Annotated in this window: 16 protein-coding genes and 1 pseudogene; 14 read left to right on the top strand and 3 right to left on the bottom strand. The window is 66.8% G+C overall.

Annotation, left to right across the window (positions count from 1 at the left end; all coding sequences use genetic code 11):
- Genes QM714_RS07060 through QM714_RS07050 form a run of 3 tightly spaced genes read right to left on the bottom strand, consistent with a single transcriptional unit; the run spans position 1 to position 2,415 of the window.
- Positions 1 to 1,146 carry a thiolase C-terminal domain-containing protein gene (locus tag QM714_RS07060; RefSeq protein WP_415098936.1) on the bottom strand — a complete coding sequence of 382 codons (1,146 nt, stop codon included), beginning with the start codon at positions 1,144 to 1,146 and terminating at the stop codon, positions 1 to 3.
- 3 nt (positions 1,147 to 1,149) lie between these two features.
- Complete coding sequence (locus QM714_RS07055; RefSeq protein WP_415098934.1) at positions 1,150 to 1,581, bottom strand: Zn-ribbon domain-containing OB-fold protein; 432 nt, start codon at positions 1,579 to 1,581, stop codon at positions 1,150 to 1,152.
- A gap of 9 nt (positions 1,582 to 1,590) precedes the next feature.
- On the bottom strand, positions 1,591 to 2,415 hold the full coding sequence (locus tag QM714_RS07050; RefSeq protein ID WP_415098932.1) for an enoyl-CoA hydratase/isomerase family protein: 825 nt from the start codon (positions 2,413 to 2,415) through the stop codon (positions 1,591 to 1,593).
- Positions 2,416 to 2,534: 119 nt separating this feature from the next.
- Between QM714_RS07050 and QM714_RS07045 the strand changes: the two are divergent.
- The 14 genes and pseudogenes from QM714_RS07045 to QM714_RS06980 form a co-directional block, all read left to right on the top strand.
- A pseudogene (locus tag QM714_RS07045) lies at positions 2,535 to 3,284 on the top strand (CoA transferase); the annotation flags it as partial.
- Complete coding sequence (locus QM714_RS07040; protein WP_415101007.1) at positions 3,217 to 3,693, top strand: CoA transferase; 477 nt, start codon at positions 3,217 to 3,219, stop codon at positions 3,691 to 3,693. The pseudogene QM714_RS07045 and the gene QM714_RS07040, both read left to right, overlap by 68 nt.
- A 1,034-nt stretch (positions 3,694 to 4,727) precedes the next feature.
- Positions 4,728 to 5,387, top strand: a complete 660-nt coding sequence (locus tag QM714_RS07035; RefSeq protein WP_415098930.1) for a TetR/AcrR family transcriptional regulator — start codon at positions 4,728 to 4,730, stop codon at positions 5,385 to 5,387.
- A 110-nt stretch (positions 5,388 to 5,497) separates the two neighbouring features.
- Positions 5,498 to 7,270: an acyclic terpene utilization AtuA family protein gene (locus QM714_RS07030; protein WP_415098928.1), complete on the top strand. Its 1,773-nt coding sequence runs from the start codon at positions 5,498 to 5,500 to the stop codon at positions 7,268 to 7,270.
- Positions 7,271 to 7,329: 59 nt separating this feature from the next.
- A complete protein-coding gene (locus QM714_RS07025; protein ID WP_415101005.1) occupies positions 7,330 to 8,862 on the top strand; it encodes an acyl-CoA carboxylase subunit beta in 1,533 nt (510 codons plus the stop codon).
- Positions 8,863 to 8,870: 8 nt separating this feature from the next.
- A complete protein-coding gene (locus tag QM714_RS07020; RefSeq protein ID WP_415098926.1) occupies positions 8,871 to 10,880 on the top strand; it encodes an acetyl/propionyl/methylcrotonyl-CoA carboxylase subunit alpha in 2,010 nt (669 codons plus the stop codon).
- Between the two features lie 497 nt (positions 10,881 to 11,377).
- Positions 11,378 to 11,716 (top strand): hypothetical protein, encoded by a 339-nt coding sequence (locus tag QM714_RS07015; protein ID WP_415098924.1) that lies wholly within the window; start codon positions 11,378 to 11,380, stop codon positions 11,714 to 11,716.
- A gap of 77 nt (positions 11,717 to 11,793) precedes the next feature.
- Complete coding sequence (locus QM714_RS07010; RefSeq protein WP_415098922.1) at positions 11,794 to 12,474, top strand: tyrosine-protein phosphatase; 681 nt, start codon at positions 11,794 to 11,796, stop codon at positions 12,472 to 12,474.
- A 167-nt stretch (positions 12,475 to 12,641) separates the two neighbouring features.
- Complete coding sequence (locus tag QM714_RS07005) at positions 12,642 to 13,520, top strand: MaoC family dehydratase N-terminal domain-containing protein (RefSeq protein ID WP_415098920.1); 879 nt, start codon at positions 12,642 to 12,644, stop codon at positions 13,518 to 13,520.
- Between the two features lie 25 nt (positions 13,521 to 13,545).
- On the top strand, positions 13,546 to 14,742 hold the full coding sequence (locus tag QM714_RS07000; RefSeq protein WP_415098918.1) for an acetyl-CoA C-acetyltransferase: 1,197 nt from the start codon (positions 13,546 to 13,548) through the stop codon (positions 14,740 to 14,742).
- Positions 14,743 to 14,955: 213 nt separating this feature from the next.
- Complete coding sequence (locus QM714_RS06995; RefSeq protein ID WP_415098916.1) at positions 14,956 to 15,633, top strand: PEP-utilizing enzyme; 678 nt, start codon at positions 14,956 to 14,958, stop codon at positions 15,631 to 15,633.
- Between the two features lie 104 nt (positions 15,634 to 15,737).
- The gene (locus QM714_RS06990; protein ID WP_415098914.1) at positions 15,738 to 17,264 is read left to right on the top strand and encodes a hypothetical protein; all 1,527 of its coding nucleotides are present in this window, start codon (positions 15,738 to 15,740) and stop codon (positions 17,262 to 17,264) included.
- A gap of 69 nt (positions 17,265 to 17,333) precedes the next feature.
- On the top strand, positions 17,334 to 18,830 hold the full coding sequence (locus QM714_RS06985) for a hypothetical protein (protein ID WP_415098912.1): 1,497 nt from the start codon (positions 17,334 to 17,336) through the stop codon (positions 18,828 to 18,830).
- A complete protein-coding gene (locus tag QM714_RS06980; protein ID WP_415098910.1) occupies positions 18,827 to 19,333 on the top strand; it encodes an acetyl-CoA carboxylase biotin carboxyl carrier protein in 507 nt (168 codons plus the stop codon). The genes QM714_RS06985 and QM714_RS06980 overlap by 4 nt, the downstream gene beginning before the upstream one ends.
- Positions 19,334 to 19,344: the final 11 nt, after the last annotated feature.

Here is a 19,344-nt window from a genome sequence, read left to right as displayed (position 1 = left end):
TCAGTGGTCCTGGGTGAGCAGGAGCGCAGAGCCGTTGTTCAGCGCGCCGCTGGTGACGGCGGCAACCTCGCGGCGCGGAACCTGGCGGTCCCCCTGATCTCCTCGCATCTGGAGCACCGCCTCGGCGACGGTGTTCATGCCATGCAGGTAGCCCTCGGCGAGAAGCCCGCCGTGGGTGTTGACCGGCAGCCGGCCGCCCAGCTCGGTCCCACCGGAGCGGACGAGCTCGCCGGCCCCGCCGCGCTCGACGAGCCCGAGGCCCTCGAGGCTCATCAGAGGGACTGCGGAGAAGCAGTCGTAGATCTCGGCGAAGTCGACATCGGCCGGAGTCAGCCCGGCCCGTCCGAACAGATCGTCGCGCAGCAGGTTGGTGAAGTTGCTGCCGTAGTCGCGGTAGTTCAGCTGGTCGCCGATGTCGAGACCGGCGCCCGCGCCGGCGACGTAGCCGCCACTGGCCACGATCACCGGGGCGTGCCGCAAGTCGCGGGCCTCGTCGATCGCGGACACCAGGACCGCGCAGCCGCCGTCGACCTCGGTGGTGCAGTCCGCGACCTTGAACGGCTCGGCCACCCACGGGGAGGCCGCATAGGAGTCGGCGTCGAGCGGTCGCTTCAGGATCGCGCGGGGATTGGCTTGGGCGTACGCGCGCTGGGTGATCGCCACGGCGGCCAGGTCGTCTTGAGTGGCGCCGGTCTCGTGCATGAAGCGCTTGACCCACATCGCGATGTACATCAGGTAGGCGTCGTACCCGATCGGCACGCGGTACTGCGAAGCGCCGCCGCGCACCGCGCTGCCGACCCGGAAGCCGGAGCGCCCGTTGAGCGCGCGGTAGACGAGGACGTTGTCGGCTACGCCGTTCTGGACGGCCAGCGCGGCCAGCCAGACCATCCAGCTCGGCGACTGGCCGCCCTGGTTGAAGTCCAAGATGTAGCGGGTGTTGCCCAGGCCTAGGGCGGTGGCGGTGGCTTCCGGAGACACGGAGTCGCCCATGACCTGATAGGTCGAGACGCCGTCCACGCGGGCGCGGTCGATGCCGGCATCCTCGATCGCGGTGGCACACGCCTCGCGGGCGAGGCTCAGCACGCTGGTGCCCGACTCCTTGGTGAAGGCGGTGTAGCCGACGCCGGTGATGGCAGCGGTTCTCATGTCTCACGCACCTTCGCTGTCGGTGGGGGAGTCGCTGATCGCGAACCGGAGCTCGGTCCAGTCCGGATGGTCGTGGAAGCGTGGCTCCACCCTGCCGCCGAAGTCGGGCGGCGGGTTCTCGATCCGGGCGACCATCCGTGGACCTTCGTCGAAGTCGATGGTGGCCAGCGTGTAGGGCACCTCGGTCGCGAACTCGGGCAGGAACGGGCGGTGCACAACGATCCAGGAGTAGACCGAGCCGACACCGGGGGACTCCACCTGCGCCAGGTCCGTGCACTGGCACGTGCCGCACGCCGGCATCGGGGGCCACTGGATGCGCGCGCAGTCGGTGCACTGTTGGAAGAGGATCTGGTGCCGCTTCAGGCCCTCCCAGTAGGGCAGGCTATCCGGGTCCGAGGCGGGCGCCGGCACGGCGATCGGGGCGTCGGTGGTCATCGGCCCGCCTCAGCGTCCGGTGTAGCGCGGGCTGCGCTTCTCGTTGAAGGCGGCCAGGCCCTCCTGGGCGTCCTCGCTGGTGCCGCAGTAGAGCACCGTGGCCTCGCGCTCGAAGCGGATCGACGAGACCACCGAGTGGCCGTCGTAGAGCGAGGAGTTCATCACCCGCTTGGCGTTCTTGATCGCCAACGGGGACTTCTTGGCGACGCTGGTGGCGAACTCGATGCCGGCCGCGATCAGCTCGTCGTCGGGCACCACCTTGGACACCAGACCCCACTCCAGGGCCTCGGCTGAGGAGAGCAGGCGCCCGGAGAAGATCAGCTCGCGGGCCCGACTGGGGCCGATAAGCCGAGGCAGCCAGGTCAGCACGCCGCCGCCGCCCATCATCCCGTAGGGCAGGTGCGCGTCGCCGATTCGCGCGGACTCGGCCATGATCGCGACGTCGGAGAAGATCACCGTCTCGAACCCGCCAGCCACGGCGACGCCGTTGACCAACGCGATCACCGGGGTGTCGTACCTGCCCATCTGCAGGAACATCTCGTGCATGTGCGTGAGGAACTCGGTGAAGTAGGGAATGTCGTGCTGCATCTTCACGTAGCCCTTCATGTCGCCACCCGCGCTGAAGGCCCGACCGTTGCCAGTAATGCCGATGGTGCGGACCTCGGGATCGAGGTCGAGTGCGTCGAAGGCCGCCCGCATCTCGCGCGCGGTCTGGAAATCCAGCGGGTTCATGTCATCTGGCCGGTTGAGTCTGACCAGCGCGAAGACACCAGGGGCGTCGGCAAGGTCGAACCGCTCGATCTCGATGTTGGTGAAGCTCTCGGTCGTCGTCACGTGTCCCCCTGGGGTCCCGGCACCTTGGCCTGCTGTGGATCAGACGCTGGTACAGTAGCCATTATTGATGTTGATATCAATATCGAGATGTCGGTGATCCGGCTCGAGGAGTGGACGACATGGAGGCACGTGTGCGACAGGGGCCACTGGCGGGGCTCCGTGTGGTCGAGGTGGCCAGCCTCGGTCCCGGCCCGTTCGGGGCGATGATCCTGGCCGACCTGGGTGCGGAGATCGTCCGCATCGAGCAGCCGCGGACCCACCCGCTCGGTGCGGGTGAGGCGAACCTGCTCAATCGTGGCCGCGACAGCATTGCCGTCGACCTCAAGGCGGTCGGGGCGGCCGAGTTCGTGCTGGGGCTGTGCGAACAAGCCGATGTCCTCGTCGAGGGATATCGACCCGGCGTCATGGAGCGTCTGGGCCTCGGCCCCGACGTCGTCCTCGCCCGGGCGCCTGCCCTCGTCTATGCCCGGATGACCGGCTACGGGCAGGAGGGGCCGTTGGCCGCCGAAGCCGGCCACGACATCAACTACCTCGCCGCTGCGGGCGTCTTGGACGCTCTCCCGCGCGCCGACGGGGTGCCGACGGCGCCGCTGAATCTCGTCGGGGACATGGGCGGCGGCGGGATGATGCTCGCTGTCGGAGTGCTAGCCGGAGTCCTGCAGGCGCGCGCGTCCGGTCACGGTCAGGTCGTCGACGTGGCGATGACCGACGGGTCCGCCCTGCTGGCGATGCTCGTCTACATGCTGCGACACACTCCCGAGCCGTTCACCTGGACCGGTGAGCCCGGCCGTCACTTCCTCGATGGTGGAAGCCACTTCTACGGCGCGTGGCTTTGCGCCGACGGCCGCTTCATGGCGACTGGCGCGGTCGAGCCAGAGTTCTACGCCGCTCTCATGGAGGGCCTGGGCTTCGATGCCGAGACCATGCCGCAATGGGACCGGTCGCGGTGGCCGGAGGCTCCGAGCGTTGGTCGCCGACCGCTTTGCGACCCGCACCCAGCAGGAGTGGTGCGACGCCTTCGAGGGTCGCCAGGCGTGTGTGTCGCCCGTGGTCGAGGCCGGCACCGAGCACCTCACGCCGCACAATGTCGCCCGCACCGCCTTCGTCGAGGTCGACGGCCGGATCCAGCCGGCCCCGGCCCCCCGGTTCAGCGGCACCCCGACGGCGCCACCAGGCCCTCCCGCTCGACAGACCGAGCCCGCGCGCTTGCTGTCGCGATGGGCGATGGACGCGGATGCCTGCGAGCAACTCCGCCAACAAGGAGTGATCGTGTCATGAGCCTGCCTCCCATCCTCCAGACCCTGCGACTCCCGGTCGTCGGGGCGCCGATGCTGATCGCCTCGGGCCCCGAGTTGGTGATCGCCCAGTGCACCGCAGGCGTGGTCGGCTCGTTCCCTGCTCTCAATGCCCGTCCGCAGAGCATGCTGCGTGACTGGCTCGACCAGATCGAGGAGGAGACCGAGAGGTTTCGGCGTGCCCATCCCGACCGGGTGGTGGCGCCGTACGCCGTCAACCAGATCGTGCACAAGTCCAACGACCGGTTCGAGGCCGACCTCGACCTGATCGTGTCCAGGAAGGTGCCGATCGTGATCACCGGCCTCGGTGCTCGTGCCGAGGTCTTCGAGGCCATCCACTCCTATGGCGGCATCGCGTTCCACGACGTCATCAACGATCGCTTCGCCCGCAAGGCGGTCGAGCGGGGCGCGGACGGCATCATCGCCGTTGCCGCAGGGGCGGGCGGCCATGCCGGCACGTTGTCGCCCTTCGCCCTGGTCCAGGAGATCCGGGAGCTGGTTCGACGGACCGCTCCTGCTCTCGGGCGCGATCGCGCACGGCCGGTCCATCCTGGCGGCCCAGGCAGCCGGAGCCGACCTCGCGTACATCGGCTCGGACTTCCTGTCCACCCCCGAGGCGAACGTCGACGCCCGCTATCGCGAGATGGTGCTGGACTCGCGCGCCATCGACGTGATCTACAGCAACTTCTTCACCGGGGTGCACGCCAACTTCCTGCGCGGAAGCATCGAGGCGGCGGGCTACGACCCCGACCGGCTTCCCGGAGGCGAGCAGTCGACGATGAACTTCGGCTCCTCTGGGACCACGGCGGTCAAGGTGTGGCGTGACGTCTGGAGCGCAGGCCACGGCATCGGCGCCCTGACGCAGGCACGGCCAGTGGCGGATCTGGTCGACGAGTGGGACCGGCAGTATCAGGCAGCACTGAACTCACTGTGGGGACGGGTCGGTGTCGGGCGCCACCCGGCCCCAGGGGGTGCGTCCGACGGCGCCGGCGTCCGACGAGGTGGGGCGGTGACCAGATGACGGAGCGTCGAACAAGCGGCTACGCCATCGCCGCAATAGAGCCCGACGACAAGGCACCGGTGCATCGGAAGGGTCATCGCACTCGCAAGCGCCTGTTGGAGGCGGCCACCATCGTGTTCGAGCGGGACGGCTATCTCGGCACCCGGGTCGCCGACATCGTGGCCGAGGCGGGGGTGTCGCATGGCAGCTTCTACACCTACTTCGACTCCAAGGACGATGTCTTTCGTGAAGCCGCTGTCGCGACCGTCGACGACATCAAGCTCGCCCTCGATGCGACAGTGAGCACGAGCCACGATCCGCGAGAGGTGGTGCGTGCCGGCAACCTGATGTTCCTCAACATGTATCAGGAGCATGCCCGGATGCTGGCGCTGATCGAGCAGGTGGGCACCTCTGACCCCTACTTCAAGAAGATGCGCGAGGACCTGCGAGGTCGCCTGGTGCGTCGGGTGGAGCGTGCGATCCGATGGATGGAGCGCAAGGGACAGGTGCGCCTCGAGGGCATGAGCCTGCGCTTCACCGCCGCTGCGCTCGCCGGCATGATCGATTTCGTCGCCTCGTCCATGATCGCCTCCGACGGATCACTCGCGGAGGCTGATCTGGACACCTTGGACGCGATCTGGCTGCGGGCGCTCGATGCCGATCAGGGAGTCGACTAACGACCGTCACCCGCGCTTTCCGATATTGATATCGACGTCAAGTTTCGCTACGGTGTGGGCACGCCAGCCGTTCGCGGAGCATCATGTGCTGAACAGGAGTCGGAGCCACCATGGATCCAGTGTCGAGTGGCGGCGCCATCGAACGACCGTCCCCATCCCCGCCGGTTGCGTCGTCGGGGGTGGTGAGAGTCGGGAACTGCTCGGGGTTCTACGGCGACCGTCTATCCGCGATGCGGGAGATGTTGACGGGCGGTGAGCTCGATGTCCTCACCGGCGACTACCTGGCCGAGCTCACCATGCACATCTTGGGTCGCGACCGCGCCAAGGACCAGGAGCTCGGCTACGCCAGGACCTTCCTCACCCAGCTGCGCGACTGCCTCGGCCTTGTGCTGGAGCGGGGTGTTCGGATCGTCGCGAACGCCGGTGGGGTCAACACTCCCGGTCTGGTTGCGGCCATCCGCCAGGTGGCTGACCAGGCCGGTCTCGAGGTCAAGGTTGCCCATGTCCGCGGGGATGACCTCACCGCCGAGCAAGGGCGCCACGGGTTCCGCGATGCGCTGGGAGTGCACGCCTACCTCGGCGCCTTCGGGATCGCCGAGGCGCTCCGCTCGGGCGCCGATATCGTCGTCACCGGTCGGGTAACGGATGCCTCGCTGGTGATCGGCCCGGCGATCGCGCACTTCGGATGGAGCCGTTCCGACCTCGACGCCTTGGCCGGTGCCACCGTCGCCGGCCACGTGATCGAGTGCGGCACCCAAGCCACCGGGGGCAACTATCCCTTCTTCACCGAGATCGACGACCTGACCCGTCCAGGCTTCCCGATCGCCGAGATCGCCGCCGACGGGTCCAGCGTGATCACCAAGCATCCCGGCACTGGCGGTGCGGTGACTGTCGACACCGTCACCGCCCAGCTCGTCTACGAGATTGGTGACGCTAGGTACGGCGGGCCCGACGTCACCACCCGACTCGACTCCGTCCAGCTGAGCCAGGTCGGCACGGACCGCGTCCGGATCAGCGGCGCACGCGGCGAGCCGCCGCCGCCCGAGGTCAAGGTCTCGGTCACCTCCGTGGGCGGCTACCGCAACGAGATGACCGCAGTGGTTACCGGCCTCGATGTCGACGCCAAGGTCGAGCTGTTCCAACGCCAGTTCGCCGATGCCTACGACCGAGAGCCGGCAGAGCTGGAGTGGCGGATCGCTCGACTTGGCGTTGCCGACGCGGAGACCGAGCAGCAGGCGGCCTCGTTGGTGACCGTGGTTGCCCGAGACCCCGACCCGGTGGTCGTCGGTCGATCCTTCTCCTCCGCGGCTGTCGAGGTGGCGCTGGGGTGTTTCCCGGGCTATTGGATCACCACGCCGCCGACCCCAGCGGCGCCGTACGGCGTGTTCACCCCGGGCTATGTGCCGCAGGCGGCAATCACCCACGAGGTGGTGCTCGACAGCGGCGCGGTGGTCGGGATCACCCCACCCGAAGCCACCCTGGCGCTGGAGCCGCTCACGGGGACGCCGGCAAGCGGCGCGGTTGCGTCCGGTCCCACCACGCGGGCGCCCCTAGGGCGGCTGGTGGCCGCCCGCTCCGGCGACAAGGGCGGCAACGCCAACGTCGGTCTCTGGACCCGCGGCGACGCGGCGTACCGCTGGCTCTGCGCCACCCTGACCGAGCAACGGCTCCGCGACCTGCTCCCTGAGGCCCGGGAGTTGCCGATCCACCTGATCTGGCTGCCGAACATCAGGGCGATCAACATCGTGATCGAGGGGATACTCGGCCGCGGCGTCGCCTACAACGCGCGGTTCGATGCCCAGGCCAAGGGCCTCGGAGAGTGGCTGCGCGCCCGGCATCTCGACCTACCCACCGAACTGCTCGGAGAAGGGAGCCCCTCGTGACCACGCTCGGCACGCAACTCGACCCCGCCTCCGAGGCGGCCCAGGAGGCCCGCTCTGCCATGCTCGCCTCGCTGGAGGAGGTCGCCAGCGAGACCGTCAAGGCAGTGGCGGGTGGTGGGCCGCGATACGTCGAACGCCACCACGAGCGCGGCAAGTTGACCGCGCGTGAACGGATCGCGTTGCTGCTCGACCGCGACACCCCCTTCCTCGAGCTGTGCGCGTTGGCTGGCTACGGCACCGACTTCGCTGTCGGCGGCAGTCTCGTCGGTGGCATCGGTGTGATCGAGGGCGTCGAATGCCTGGTCCTCGCCAACGATCCGACGGTGCGCGGCGGGGCGTTGAACCCGTGGTCGGTGAAGAAGATGCTGCGCCTGCACGACATCGCCCGCGAGAACCGCATCCCCCTGGTGCTCCTGGTCGAGTCCGGAGGCGCGGACCTGCCGACGCAGAAGGAGATCTTCATCCCGGGCGGGGCGATCTACCGCAACCTCACTCAGCTCTCCAAGGCGAACATCCCGACGATCGCGCTGGTGTTCGGCAACTCCACCGCTGGCGGTGCCTACCTGCCTGGTCTGAGCGACCACGTCGTGATGATCAAGGAGCGCTCCAAGGTGTTCCTCGCCGGCCCGCCCCTGGTCAAGGCAGCCACCGGCGAGGAGTCCGACGACGAGTCTCTCGGCGGTGCCGAGATGCACGCGCGCACCTCCGGCCTCGCCGACCACTTCGCTCAGGACGAGCAGGATGCCATCCGGATCGGCCGCCGCATCGTCGCTCGGCTGAACTGGACCAAAGACGACCCCGCCCGCGCGCCGGTCGTCGCGCCCCGCTATCCCGCCGACGGCCTGCTCGGGATCGTGCCCCCCGACCTCAAGCAGCCGTTCGACCCACGCGAGATCATCGCCAGGATCGCCGACGCCTCCGACTTCGACGAGGTCAAGCCGCTCTACGGTTCTTCGCTCGTGGTCGGCTGGCTGCGGGTCCACGGCTATCCGTTGGGCATCCTCGCCAACGCCCGCGGCGTGCTGTTCAGCGCCGAGGCGCAGAAGGCCACCCAGTTCATCCAGATGGCCAACCGCGCCAACACCCCTTTGCTGTTCCTGCACAACACCACCGGCTACATGGTCGGCCGCGAGTACGAACAGGGCGGCATCATCAAGCACGGCTCGATGATGATCAACGCGGTGTCGAACTCGACCGTGCCGCACATCTCGCTCCTGGTCGGCAACTCCTACGGCGCCGGCCACTACGGCATGTGCGGGCGGGCGTACAACCCCCGCTTCGTCTTCTCGTGGCCGAGCGCCCGCTCCTCGGTGATGGGTGCCCAACAGCTGGCCGACGTCACCTACAACGTGTCGAAGGCGTCGGCGCTCTCGCAGGGCCGCGACTTCGACGAGGAGGCCGCCTTGTTGACCCGCGCCAAGATCGAGATGCAGATCACCAACGAGGCGATGCCGATGGTGCTCTCGGGGATGGTCTACGACGACGGGATCATCGATCCGCGTGACACTCGCGACGTGCTCGGGATCGCCGTCTCCGCCATCTACAACGCCCCGGTCAGCGGCACCGACAGCTTCGGCATGTTCCGGATGTAAGGACTGCGATGAATCAGGGAAACGCCATCACCTGCGTCCTCGTTGCCAATCGCGGGGAGATCGCCCGGCGTGTCTTCGCGACCTGCCGGCGCCGAGACCTCGGCACGGTCGCGGTCTTCTCCGATGCCGACGCCGACAGCCCGCACGTCGCCGAGGCGGACCAGTCTGTCTGGCTACCGGGCAACATCCCCGCAGAGACCTACCTGCGGGCCGACCTGATCTTGGAGGCGGCGCGCCGCACGGGCGCCGACGCGATCCACCCCGGCTACGGGTTCCTCTCCGAGAATGCCGAGTTTGCCCGCGCCGTCACCGACGCCGGGCTGAGATGGATCGGGCCGAGTGCTGAGGCGATCGAGGTGATGGGCAGCAAGGTCGCCTCGAAGGAGATGATGGCCGAGGTCGGCGTGCCGGTCCTCGGACGTCTCGACCCCGAGGCGATCACGGCCGACGAGCTGCCGGTCCTGGTCAAGGCGTCGGCGGGCGGCGGCGGTCGCGGCATGCGGATCGTCCGGACACTGGACGAACTGCCCGAAGCGATGGAGGCTGCGGCCCGCGAGGCCGCCAGCGCCTTCGGCGACCCCACGGTCTTCTGCGAGCGGTATCTGGAGTCCGGCCACCATGTCGAGGTCCAGGTCCTCGCGGACGCCCGCGGCACGGTCTGGGCGCTGGGAGAGCGAGAGTGCTCGTTGCAGCGCCGCCACCAGAAGGTGATCGAAGAGGCACCTTCGCCGCTGGTGGAGCGCCTCGGTGAAGAGATGCGCACCCGGCTTCTCGACGCCGGCCGACGCGCCGCCGGCGCGATCGGCTACCTCGGCGCGGGGACCGTGGAGTTCCTTGCCGACGACCGAGGCGGATTCTGGTTCCTGGAGATGAACACTCGGCTGCAGGTCGAGCACCCGGTCACCGAGTGCGTGACCGGCCGCGACCTGGTCGACCTGCAGATCGACGTTGCCGAGGGTCTGCCGCTGACCGGTGACGAGCCGACGATGAGCGGCCATGCGATCGAGGCGAGGCTCTATGCCGAGGACGCACTCGACGGCTGGCTGCCGCAGACCGGCACGATCGAGACCTTCGACATCCCAGACGTCCAAGCGGAGTTCGCTCTCCCCCCTCGACCAGGCATCCGGCTCGACTCGGGCTTCGAGGCGGGCTCTCGGATCGGCACCCACTACGACGCGATGCTCGCCAAGGTGATCGCTTTCGCGCCGACTCGGCAGGAAGCAGCCCGAGAGCTTGCCTCCACCTTGCGACGATCCCGCATCCACGGCCTCGTCACCAACCGTGATCTCCTGGTCGCGAGCCTGAGGCACCCCGAGTTCCTCGCCGGCACCGCGGACACCAGCTTCTACACCGAGCACCCTCCCGAGCAGCTTGGCGCAAGTGGTGGCCTTGAACCACGACTCGCTGCCGTGGTCGCGGCCCTCAGCGACGCTGCGGTCGCCCGCTCGTCCTCACCGCTGCCGACGGTCGCCAGTGGCTTCCGCAACGTCCCGGGCGACTACCAGGTGCGCAGTTACGCACACCGCGGGGAGGAGATCCGCGTCGACTACCGCTACGGCCGCGACGGCCTGGAGCTCGGAGCCGATACCGAGCTCGGCCAGGTCGACGAGATCCAGGCAGATGCCGACCGGGTGGCCCTCCGGATCGACGGTGTCCAGAAGTCGTGGCGCATCGCACGCTTCATGGTCGGCGACACGCCGCAGGTTGTGGTCGACGGTGCCGATGGCTCGGTCACCCTGGCCGGGGTCCCTCGGTATGTCGACCCGTCGACCGAGCTGCCAGCCGGTGCGCTGACCGCGCCGATGCCGGGGAGCATCCAACGGCTCGGTGTGGAGCTCGGGGACACCGTAGAGGCGGGTCAACCGCTGTTGTGGTTGGAGGCGATGAAGATGGAGCATGCCGTTGTCGCACCATGCGCGGGAGTGGTGAGCGAGCTGCCGGTTGTCGTCGGCCAGCAGGTGGAGCAGGGTGCCACTCTGGCCATTGTGGACGCTCTGGACGAGACCAGCTCGGCCTGAGCTGAGGCCGAGTGACATCTGGCAGGGTGACGAGCCGGAAGTGGTCGGGTTCGGGCCAGGTTGGACTGCTCGTAGAACCGGCCGCCTGGCACGATCAGTTCGTTGATCGACTGGTAGCCGCCCAACGCGGTCTGGATCGCTTGCTGCGCCAGGTCGGCTGCGGGTCGGGCGGAGTCACGGCCGAGCTGGCGGCGCTGTTGACCGGAGCGGGACTGACCGACATCTGCTCGACCGAGCTTGAGGTGACCGCGCACTACTCCAGACACATGCTCACAGCGGGCGCGCGTTCCTATCGTCGGACTCCTGCCCGCGGGATCGCTTCTGCCCCGCTGGGCGGCGGGGCCGATATCCCCGCATCGTTCGAGGGTCGGTCCGCCCCGACACTTCCCGGCCGTGGCATCCACCATGCTGCTTCCACGCCCGTCGCTCGACCCCCTCGGCAGGTTGTCGCCTCCCGGCCACGCAGTGAAACTTCAGCATAATGTATTATGCTGACTATGCCGAAGAGCATCTTCATCGTCCAGTCGAATGCGGTGCCCGGCCGAGAGGACGAGTACAACACCTGGTACAACGACGTGCATCTGGGTGATATCACTGCACTCCCCGGTGTCGACGCGGCTCAGCGGTTCAGGTTTGCCGACACCCAGCGCGGCAAGGACGGTCCGTACCCATATGAGTACATCGCCATCTACGAACTCGGTGGCGATCCGCGCGAGGTGTTCGACGGTATCCAGCATGGCAAGGAGAACGGCATGGTGATCTCCGATGCCATGCAGACCCAGCGCATCGCCCACCTGTGGCTGCCGATCAGTGAGCGCGTCACGCCGTCCGAATGAGGTCGGCGACATGCCGCAGTTTCGCCTGACTCCGCAACGTCTATTTCCGACTCCGCCGTCCACCCGAGGGGCTTCTCGTGTTGAACTTCCGTGACCTGCAGGGAATCAACACCAGGGTCGGTCCCATTCGCGCTGGCCGAGTCCTGCGCAGCGACGTTCCACTGACGACGGACGGCGCGCCCGACACGTCGGTGTGGCCTCCGGCCGTGGTGATTGACCTGCGCTCCGAGGACGAACGGGCGCGCACCGTCGAAGACGTCGTGTGGGGTACGCCGACACGTCACCTCTCCGTGCCGTTGTTGGCTGACCTGGATCCGACGAAGCTAGCGACGGAGGCCGGCTATCTCGAGATGCGGCGTGGCCTGTATTGCCTCGTCGCTGAGGAGAGCGGAGCGGGCCTGGTTCGGGTGGTTACCGCGGTGGCCGGTGCGCCGGGTGCTGCCCTGATCCACTGCTCGGCTGGCAAAGACCGCACCGGGATTGCGGTCGCGTTCCTCCTGGACCTGCTGGGAGTCAGCGACGAGGAGATCGTCACCGACTTCTTGCGCTCTGACGAGGTGGGGCGCGCAGTCACCCATCGGCATCTACTTGCGCAAGGGAAGGATCCGGAGGACCTGCCGCCCGCCGATCCAGAGGATCTGATGGCCGTCATGGGGGTGTGGCGCGGTCATCGCGAGGGTGTTCATGGATATGCGCAGGACCATGGATGGGATCGCGGTCGCCTGGGCGAGTTGGAGCGGCGCCTCACGAGCCCGTGAGCGTATGACGGAGTGCTGGGGGAACACCCCTGGCCCCGCGAGCACGCGATCCGGGCCTGTTCTCGGGGGGCAACCGAGAAGTGGCGACAGTCAGCCCGCTCCCCATATATCTTATACATTGGCGATCGGCGGGTTCGTCTGCCCACGCGGTCTCAAGGAGAACCCTGATGTGCCCGACCTCGGTGTCTGACTACAGCGACTGGATTGGCCGAAGCGAGACCGTCGAGGACGTCGCATCCCGTTCGGCGGTGCTCCGACTGGCGGCGTTGTTGGATCGAACCCTCGCTCCAGCTCTGGTCGACACGGCGATTCTCGCGCCGACCGGACACTGGCTCCAGTTCACGCCGACAGTTCCTCAAGGCGAGCTCGGCGATGACGGGCATCCCAGGCTCGGGGCCTTCATGCCGCAGCTGGATCTTCCGCGCCGCATGTGGGCGGGCAGCGCGATCGAGTATTCCACGCCGATCCGGGTCGGTCAGCGGTTGTGCAAGACGACGAGGATCGAGTCCATCACGCCGAAAGTCGGTTCGGCGGGACAGCTGTGCTTCGTCGAGCTTCGTCACGATGTCAGCGCCGACGACGTTCACGCCCTCGTGGAGTGGCAGACCATCGTCTACCAGGCGGCTCTCCCCGTCGCTGCGCGACCGACCTTGCCGTGGCAACCCCCTCGTGTCCCGACCGAAGAACCTCAGGGTTGGGCCTGGGTAGAGGCCGCCGTGCCCGACGAACGTGCCCTGTTTCGCTACTCCGCCGCGACGTTCAACGCACACCGGATCCACTACGACCTCCGCTACGCGACCGACGTGGAGGGTTATCCCGGGCTGGTTGTCCAGGGGCCGCTGTCGGCGACCCTCATCGTCTCGGCTTTCCTTGATCACCATCCGGATGCCGCAGTCACCCGCTTCGAGTTCTCGGCGCGCTCGCCGGTCTTCGCGGGTGAGCGGATCCATATCGTCGGCCGACCTTCGGGATCCGGTACGGAGGAACTCGCGCTGATCGCTCCAGGAGGCGGCGTCGCGGTTGCGGCCCGCATCGTTTACCGCTGAATCCCTACCACCAAGTGAGAGGCCCATGACCAGAGCAGCCATCGTCGCCCCTGTTCGTTCCGCAGTCGGAGCCTATGGCAAGTCCCTCCGACCGGTATCCGTCGGAACGCTCGGTTCGACAGTCGTGCGGGCGCTTGTCCAGCGGTCGGGCGTCGATCCGGGAGTCATCGAGGAGGTGATCTTTGCCCAGTCGTACTCGAACAGTGAAACGCCGTGCCCAGGTCGCTGGATCGCACTTGAGGCAGGCCTCCCCGTCCACACGGCAGGCATGCAGCTCGATCGGCGCTGCGGGAGCGGCCTGCAAGCGCTCGCCGTCGCTTCGATGATGGTGCAGACCGGCGCCGCCGACGTTGTGATCGCCGGCGGCGTGGAGAGCATGAGCAACATCGAGTACTACACGACTGATCTGCGCTGGGGAAAGCGCGGCGGGAACGTCACGTTCTATGATCGGCTCGATCGTGGGCGGGAGCGCTCCCAGCCTGTCGAGCGTTTCGGCTACATCTCCGGAATGATCGAGACCGCCGAGAACGTCGCGAAGCAGTGGGACATCACGCGCGAGGAAGCGGATGCTTTCGCAGCGCGCAGCCAGCAGAACGCTGCAGCAGCCCAGGCGCGCGGAGCATTCGATGACGAGATCGTGCCCGTCGAGGTGCCCCAGCGTACGGGTGAACCGATTGTCTTCGCGCGCGACGAGGGCGTGCGGCCCGACACGACGGTTGAGTCCCTCGCGACGCTCCGTCCCCTCATGAAGGAGGGTGTCACCACCGCCGGCAACGCGAGCCAGCAGAACGATGCCGCTGCAGCGTGTCTGGTGGTCGCCGAGGACAAGCTTGACCAGTACGGTCTGGAACCGATTGCGTTCCTCGAAGGTTGGACCGCGGTCGGCTGTGAGCCGGCGACCATGGGGCTAGGCCCGGTGCCGGCAGTGGAGAAGCTCTTCGGCCGTACTGGAAGAACCTGGTCGGACGTCGATCTGATCGAACTCAACGAGGCCTTCGCGGTCCAGGCACTCGGCGTGATCAGGGGGTGGGGCCTGGAGAGCATCGACAATCTCAACGTCAATGGTTCCGGCATCTCCTTGGGCCACCCTGTCGGTGCGACGGGTCTGCGGATCATGACGACCCTCGTGCACGAACTGCACCGTCGCGGTGGCGGCTTGGGCTTGGAGACCATGTGCGTCGGCGGTGGTCAGGGGATGGCCGCGATCTTCGAGGTTCTGTGAGACGGGAGCGGGGCGAGCTGCCGGGTTCAGACCGTGCTCGGCAGGCCCGAGGGCCGTCCCTCGGGGCCTGCCCTCGATGTCCGGACGACCGGTGCATGGGTGGGTTTGCGCAGTTGTCTCAGCACCCTTGACAAGCGAATCAAATATCGTGCATTGTGCATGAGGGCCGCCCGGCCTGTGATTTCGGCTACATGCAGGTGGGAGTGGGAATAGATGGAGAACAAGTGGGGCAGCACGCGGAGCACCCGCACGGTCGAGTTTTTCCACCGTAGGATCGGCGAGGCCTTCGCCGCGCGGGTGGCGGCCAGCGGCAAGTCGTGGAACGAGGTCGTGTTCGATCCGGCTTTCGCCCTGACCAAGGCGGACTTTGCTGCGATCGAGGCCGAGTTTCTGGCGACCGGTGAGCGGTTTGTGCCCTCGGCGGCCAGTTCGGTGGCGCAGGACCCAGAGAAGTACCTGCCGCTCGGCGGCGAGGAAGGTGCGGTCGAGCTGCAGTACGACAGCGACGGCCGGGCGCGGGCCGGCGAGGGCGACAACGTCTTCACCGCGGCCAACGTGACGGGCATCGTGCGACTGATCTCGGGCGTCGAAGAGGTGATGGAGATGCTCACCGACGGAGTGCCGCCGAACACGGTGGCGGTCATTGACGACGCCGGGGGCACGTTGACGGCCCCTGTCCTTGAAGAGTTCACAGCAGTTCTGTGCAAGGGAGGCTCGGTCCGTTCGCACCTGGCGATTCTGACCCGCGAGTACGGCGTCCCCTGCCTGATGAACGCGAAGGTCGCCGGCCTGGCTAATGGCGACCGGGTTGAGGTCGAGTACAGCAGCCCGGCAAAGGGGCTGTACGAGGACGACGACCAGACTGTCGCGGCCATCTGGAAGCTGCGCTGAGCGCCTGCGAAACCACCAACCGACCCTGCTGCCCGACCGAATTGGGAGATCTGACAATGCCAGCGCCTGTTTCTTACACCGACCTGCTGAGGCTGAATGCCTGGATGCAGAAGCACGCCGACGCGTGGTATCGGCTTTGTACGACCCGCACGACCCAGGAGTCGAAGCTGTTCCCTGTGTCGGCGTACATGATGTACGGGTACGCCCTGTCGTTCCTGCGCTACCCGACGTTGCTCCGACGACTGAGCGAACACATGTCGCCCGAGGAGGTCGGGGACCGCATTCGCGAGGTTCACACCAAGAGCAGCGTTCTCAACCTCTCGGTTGCGGCGGGTTTCTTCCTCGGTGGTCGGGAGCTATTCATCGACATGGGGCTGATCAAGCCGACTGACGCCGTCGAGGACGTGTACTTCGTCGAGGACTTTTTCGAGCGCCTACACCTTTCTTTCCACCGCCAGCACAGCCACGCCCTGCCCTCGGATGCCAACATGCGCGCCCAGATGCTGCCCGAGCGACGACTGCAGGTCTACGAAGCCGATGCGATCCCGATGCGACCCGGTGACCGGCTCCATACCGCGCTCAAGAAGTTCATGGCAACGGCGAGCCAGTTTGCCTTCCTTTCGCACTGCGAGTCGCGTCCCGGCATCTTCAACGATGGTCCGTACCGGACCCGCCCCAACGAAGAGATGCTCGTGCGCGGGTTCGCCGACCTCGGTGAGGGCGACCTGCCCTGGCTGGACGGAGTCACCAGCGACGTCATCCACAACAACCTGACCATTCCGGTCATCGTCAAAGACACTCACTTCCACATCGTCGATGACTGGTCGAGCTTTGAGGCGACACCTAGCTACGACCACGACAAGGTGATCGCTGCGGGCCTGTATACCTCGGACTTCCTCTCCGACGGACACATCCCGGTCGCGATGGACAACGCTGCCACGATGGCGGACTTCCTCGAGCAGCAGACCGATGTCCTGCAGAAGGCCACCCGGGACCTATGGCAGGTGATGTCGGGATGGACCCGCGAGCAGATGCTCGACGCTGGTGCGTTGACCTACGCCGCGTGCCTCAAGGACATCTTCCACCTCGCGGGCATCTACGATCAGGACGACTGGTTCACCATGGATCCCCGGCTCGAGGAGTTCCGGCCGATCTTCAACGACGAATACGGCAACGGGGTCATCGGTGAGATGCTGGGAACACTGAGTCTGACGACCCAACAGCGCAGTCCCTATGTGATGAGCAAGTGGAACGACATGCCCGCCTCGATGTGGACGCCGATTCCCTACTCGGTGCTGACCACCGACGACTACACGCTCCGGCTCCCGGAGATGCCGCCGGGCCTCACCACGAGCCTGCCACCGAAGACCGAGAAGTACCTGACTACGCGAGGCAAGTTGTCGCAAGACGAGTACAACGCCGCAGCGAAGGGATTCACCCCGGGCTTCGCTACTGAGCCCTACCGTTTCCTCGACGACGGATGGGTGCAGCACAACTACACGTCAGACTTGGCGCGCGATCTCTACGAGTACGAGCAGCGCACGTCCAAGAACCTGCGTGGTCGCGGTGCCGGGCTCACCCGTGCGGACCTCGACCAGATTCGCGCTGAGCACGAGACCGTCACCACATGATCTCGGCGCCCGGACCTCGGGCCCAGTACTCGGGGCGTTCACCAGAGAACACCTCGGAGGAGAGCAGGGATGGGTGAGATCGAGTTCGTCGACCAGACCTTTCGCGATGGGCAGCAGAGCCTATGGGGAATGCGAATGCGCGGGGGGATGGTCACGGGTGCGGCGGAGAGACTGGACCGAGCCGGATTCCGCGCGATCGAGGTCACCGGGAGTTCGTTGATGGAGTGCGCGATGCGTTACTCCCACGAGGATCCCTGGGAGAGCCTGGATCTGTGGCGTCGGTTGCTGCCAAACAACGAGTTGCGCTCCGGGGTGTGCCAGAACCGGATCGGCACCTTCGGGCTGACGCCCGATGCGCTCGTGGACTTGTTCGTGCAGACGTTGATCAAGCACGGGATCGACACCTTCTGGGTCTACGACTGCCTCTACAACCTGGACCAGATGAGGCGCGTGACGGAGACGATCGCGGCCGCGGGTGGAAAGGCCCTGGGCGCGGTGATGTACGGCATCTCGCCGGTTCACACCGACGAGTGGTTTGCTTCGCGCGTGCGGGAGATGGCCTCGTGGTCGTCGACCGTCGGCATCTACGTCGAGGACGCCCCCGGGATCTTGACGATGGACCGCACTCGCACGCTCGTCCCGGCTCTGATCGAGGCCGGAGGCGAGAAGCCGGTCGAGTTCCATTTCCATAACAACACCGGCCTCGGGGCGGCTAACTACATGGAGGCGATCAAGGCCGGCGCGCGAGTCCTGCACACGGCATCCCGGCCATTGGCCAACGGACCTTCGCTGCCGTCGACAGAGCAGACGCTAGAGAACCTGCAGTGGCTCGGATACGAGCACAACATCGATCTCGAGTCGCTGCCGGGAATCGCTGATCACGTCGAGCGGATCGCGCACCAGGAGGGCTGGGCGGTCGGCGTTCCGAACGAGTACAACGTCTTCGCCTACTCCCATCAGCTGCCAGGTGGGATGACGGGAACGCTCAAGGCACAGTTGGCTCAGTACGACATGAGCCACCGGCTACCGGAAGTGCTCGAGGAGTGTGTGACCGTTCGAGGAGAGTTGGGACATCCGGTCTCAGCCACTCCCTTCAGCCAGCTCATCGGAATCCAGTCCGTCCTGAATATCGTGACGGGTGACCGCTGGTCGGTGGTGCCCGACGAAGTGTGCATCTATCTCGGTGGACACTTCGGCGATCCTCCGGCCCCGATCGACCAGAACGTCAAGGACAAGGCGTTGTCGACCCCGAACGGTCAGCGCTTCCTCGACTGGGAGCGTCCGCAGCCTTCCCTGGAGGAGATTCGGGAGGAGTACGGAGGCACTCGGGTCTCCGACGAGGAGCTGATCATGCGGTACCTCGTTCCGGAGGAGGACTTCGCCAAGGCCCGTGCCGCCGGCCCGTTGAACCCGACGTACTGCTTCGACGATCAAATGGCAGTCACAGACCTGATCGATCATCTCCTGACGCTCAAGCGGCCGAAGTCGGTGTCGCTGTCCGGCTCGTTCGGGACCTTCTCCTACACGCGCTCGTCCGAGGTGACGAGCGGGAAGGGCTCGTCGTGAAGCTGTCTGATCTGAAGCGCCTTGCCGATACCTTCGAGAAGTCGGATTGGGACGAAGTCCACTTTGTCTCTGACGGTGTGGAGATCCGGCTGAGCACCGGAGCCGTCGCGGCGCCTCCGCCCAGCACGGCGATACCGGGTCCCGCAGCGGCGCCTTCGGCGGAGGCCGAAGCCGCGGAGGCCGAAGTCGCGGTGCCAAACGAGGAGCCGAGCAATGTGCCAGCCGTTGGTCCTGAGGCCAGCACCGACGACCCCGCCGTCGGCGTTCCCGTGCTGTCGGCGACACCGGGCATCTTCTACCGTGCGCCCGCACCGGATGCGCCTCCGTTCGTCGAGGTCGGCGACCGAGTCGGGCCAGATACACCGATCGGCATCGTCGAGGTGATGAAGCTGATGAACCGGGTCACCGCCGGCACCAGGGGTGTCGTCGTCGCCATCGTCGCCAACAACGGCCAACAGGTGGAGCAGGGCGCCGTGCTGATCCGGGTGGCAGAGGATGACTGATCCCCACGGAG

Source organism: Nocardioides sp. (assembly GCF_047602075.1).
Taxonomy (GTDB): Bacteria; Actinomycetota; Actinomycetes; order Propionibacteriales; family Nocardioidaceae; genus Nocardioides.
Note: the sequence above shows the minus strand (reverse complement) of the source record. Positions and strands in the feature narration are given on the sequence as shown.

Coding starts and splice junctions, on each gene's coding strand:
- QM714_RS07020 (WP_415098926.1), top strand. CDS start 8,871: ATGAATCAGGGAAACGCCATCACCTGCGTCCTCGTTGCCAATCGCGGG.
- QM714_RS07030 (WP_415098928.1), top strand. CDS start 5,498: ATGGATCCAGTGTCGAGTGGCGGCGCCATCGAACGACCGTCCCCATCC.
- QM714_RS07040 (WP_415101007.1), top strand. CDS start 3,217: ATGGTGGAAGCCACTTCTACGGCGCGTGGCTTTGCGCCGACGGCCGCT.
- QM714_RS07005 (WP_415098920.1), top strand. CDS start 12,642: ATGTGCCCGACCTCGGTGTCTGACTACAGCGACTGGATTGGCCGAAGC.
- QM714_RS07035 (WP_415098930.1), top strand. CDS start 4,728: ATGACGGAGCGTCGAACAAGCGGCTACGCCATCGCCGCAATAGAGCCC.
- QM714_RS07060 (WP_415098936.1), bottom strand. CDS start 1,146: ATGAGAACCGCTGCCATCACCGGCGTCGGCTACACCGCCTTCACCAAG.
- QM714_RS06995 (WP_415098916.1), top strand. CDS start 14,956: ATGGAGAACAAGTGGGGCAGCACGCGGAGCACCCGCACGGTCGAGTTT.
- QM714_RS07000 (WP_415098918.1), top strand. CDS start 13,546: ATGACCAGAGCAGCCATCGTCGCCCCTGTTCGTTCCGCAGTCGGAGCC.
- QM714_RS06985 (WP_415098912.1), top strand. CDS start 17,334: ATGGGTGAGATCGAGTTCGTCGACCAGACCTTTCGCGATGGGCAGCAG.
- QM714_RS07025 (WP_415101005.1), top strand. CDS start 7,330: ATGCTCGCCTCGCTGGAGGAGGTCGCCAGCGAGACCGTCAAGGCAGTG.
- QM714_RS06990 (WP_415098914.1), top strand. CDS start 15,738: ATGCAGAAGCACGCCGACGCGTGGTATCGGCTTTGTACGACCCGCACG.
- QM714_RS07055 (WP_415098934.1), bottom strand. CDS start 1,581: ATGACCACCGACGCCCCGATCGCCGTGCCGGCGCCCGCCTCGGACCCG.
- QM714_RS07015 (WP_415098924.1), top strand. CDS start 11,378: ATGCCGAAGAGCATCTTCATCGTCCAGTCGAATGCGGTGCCCGGCCGA.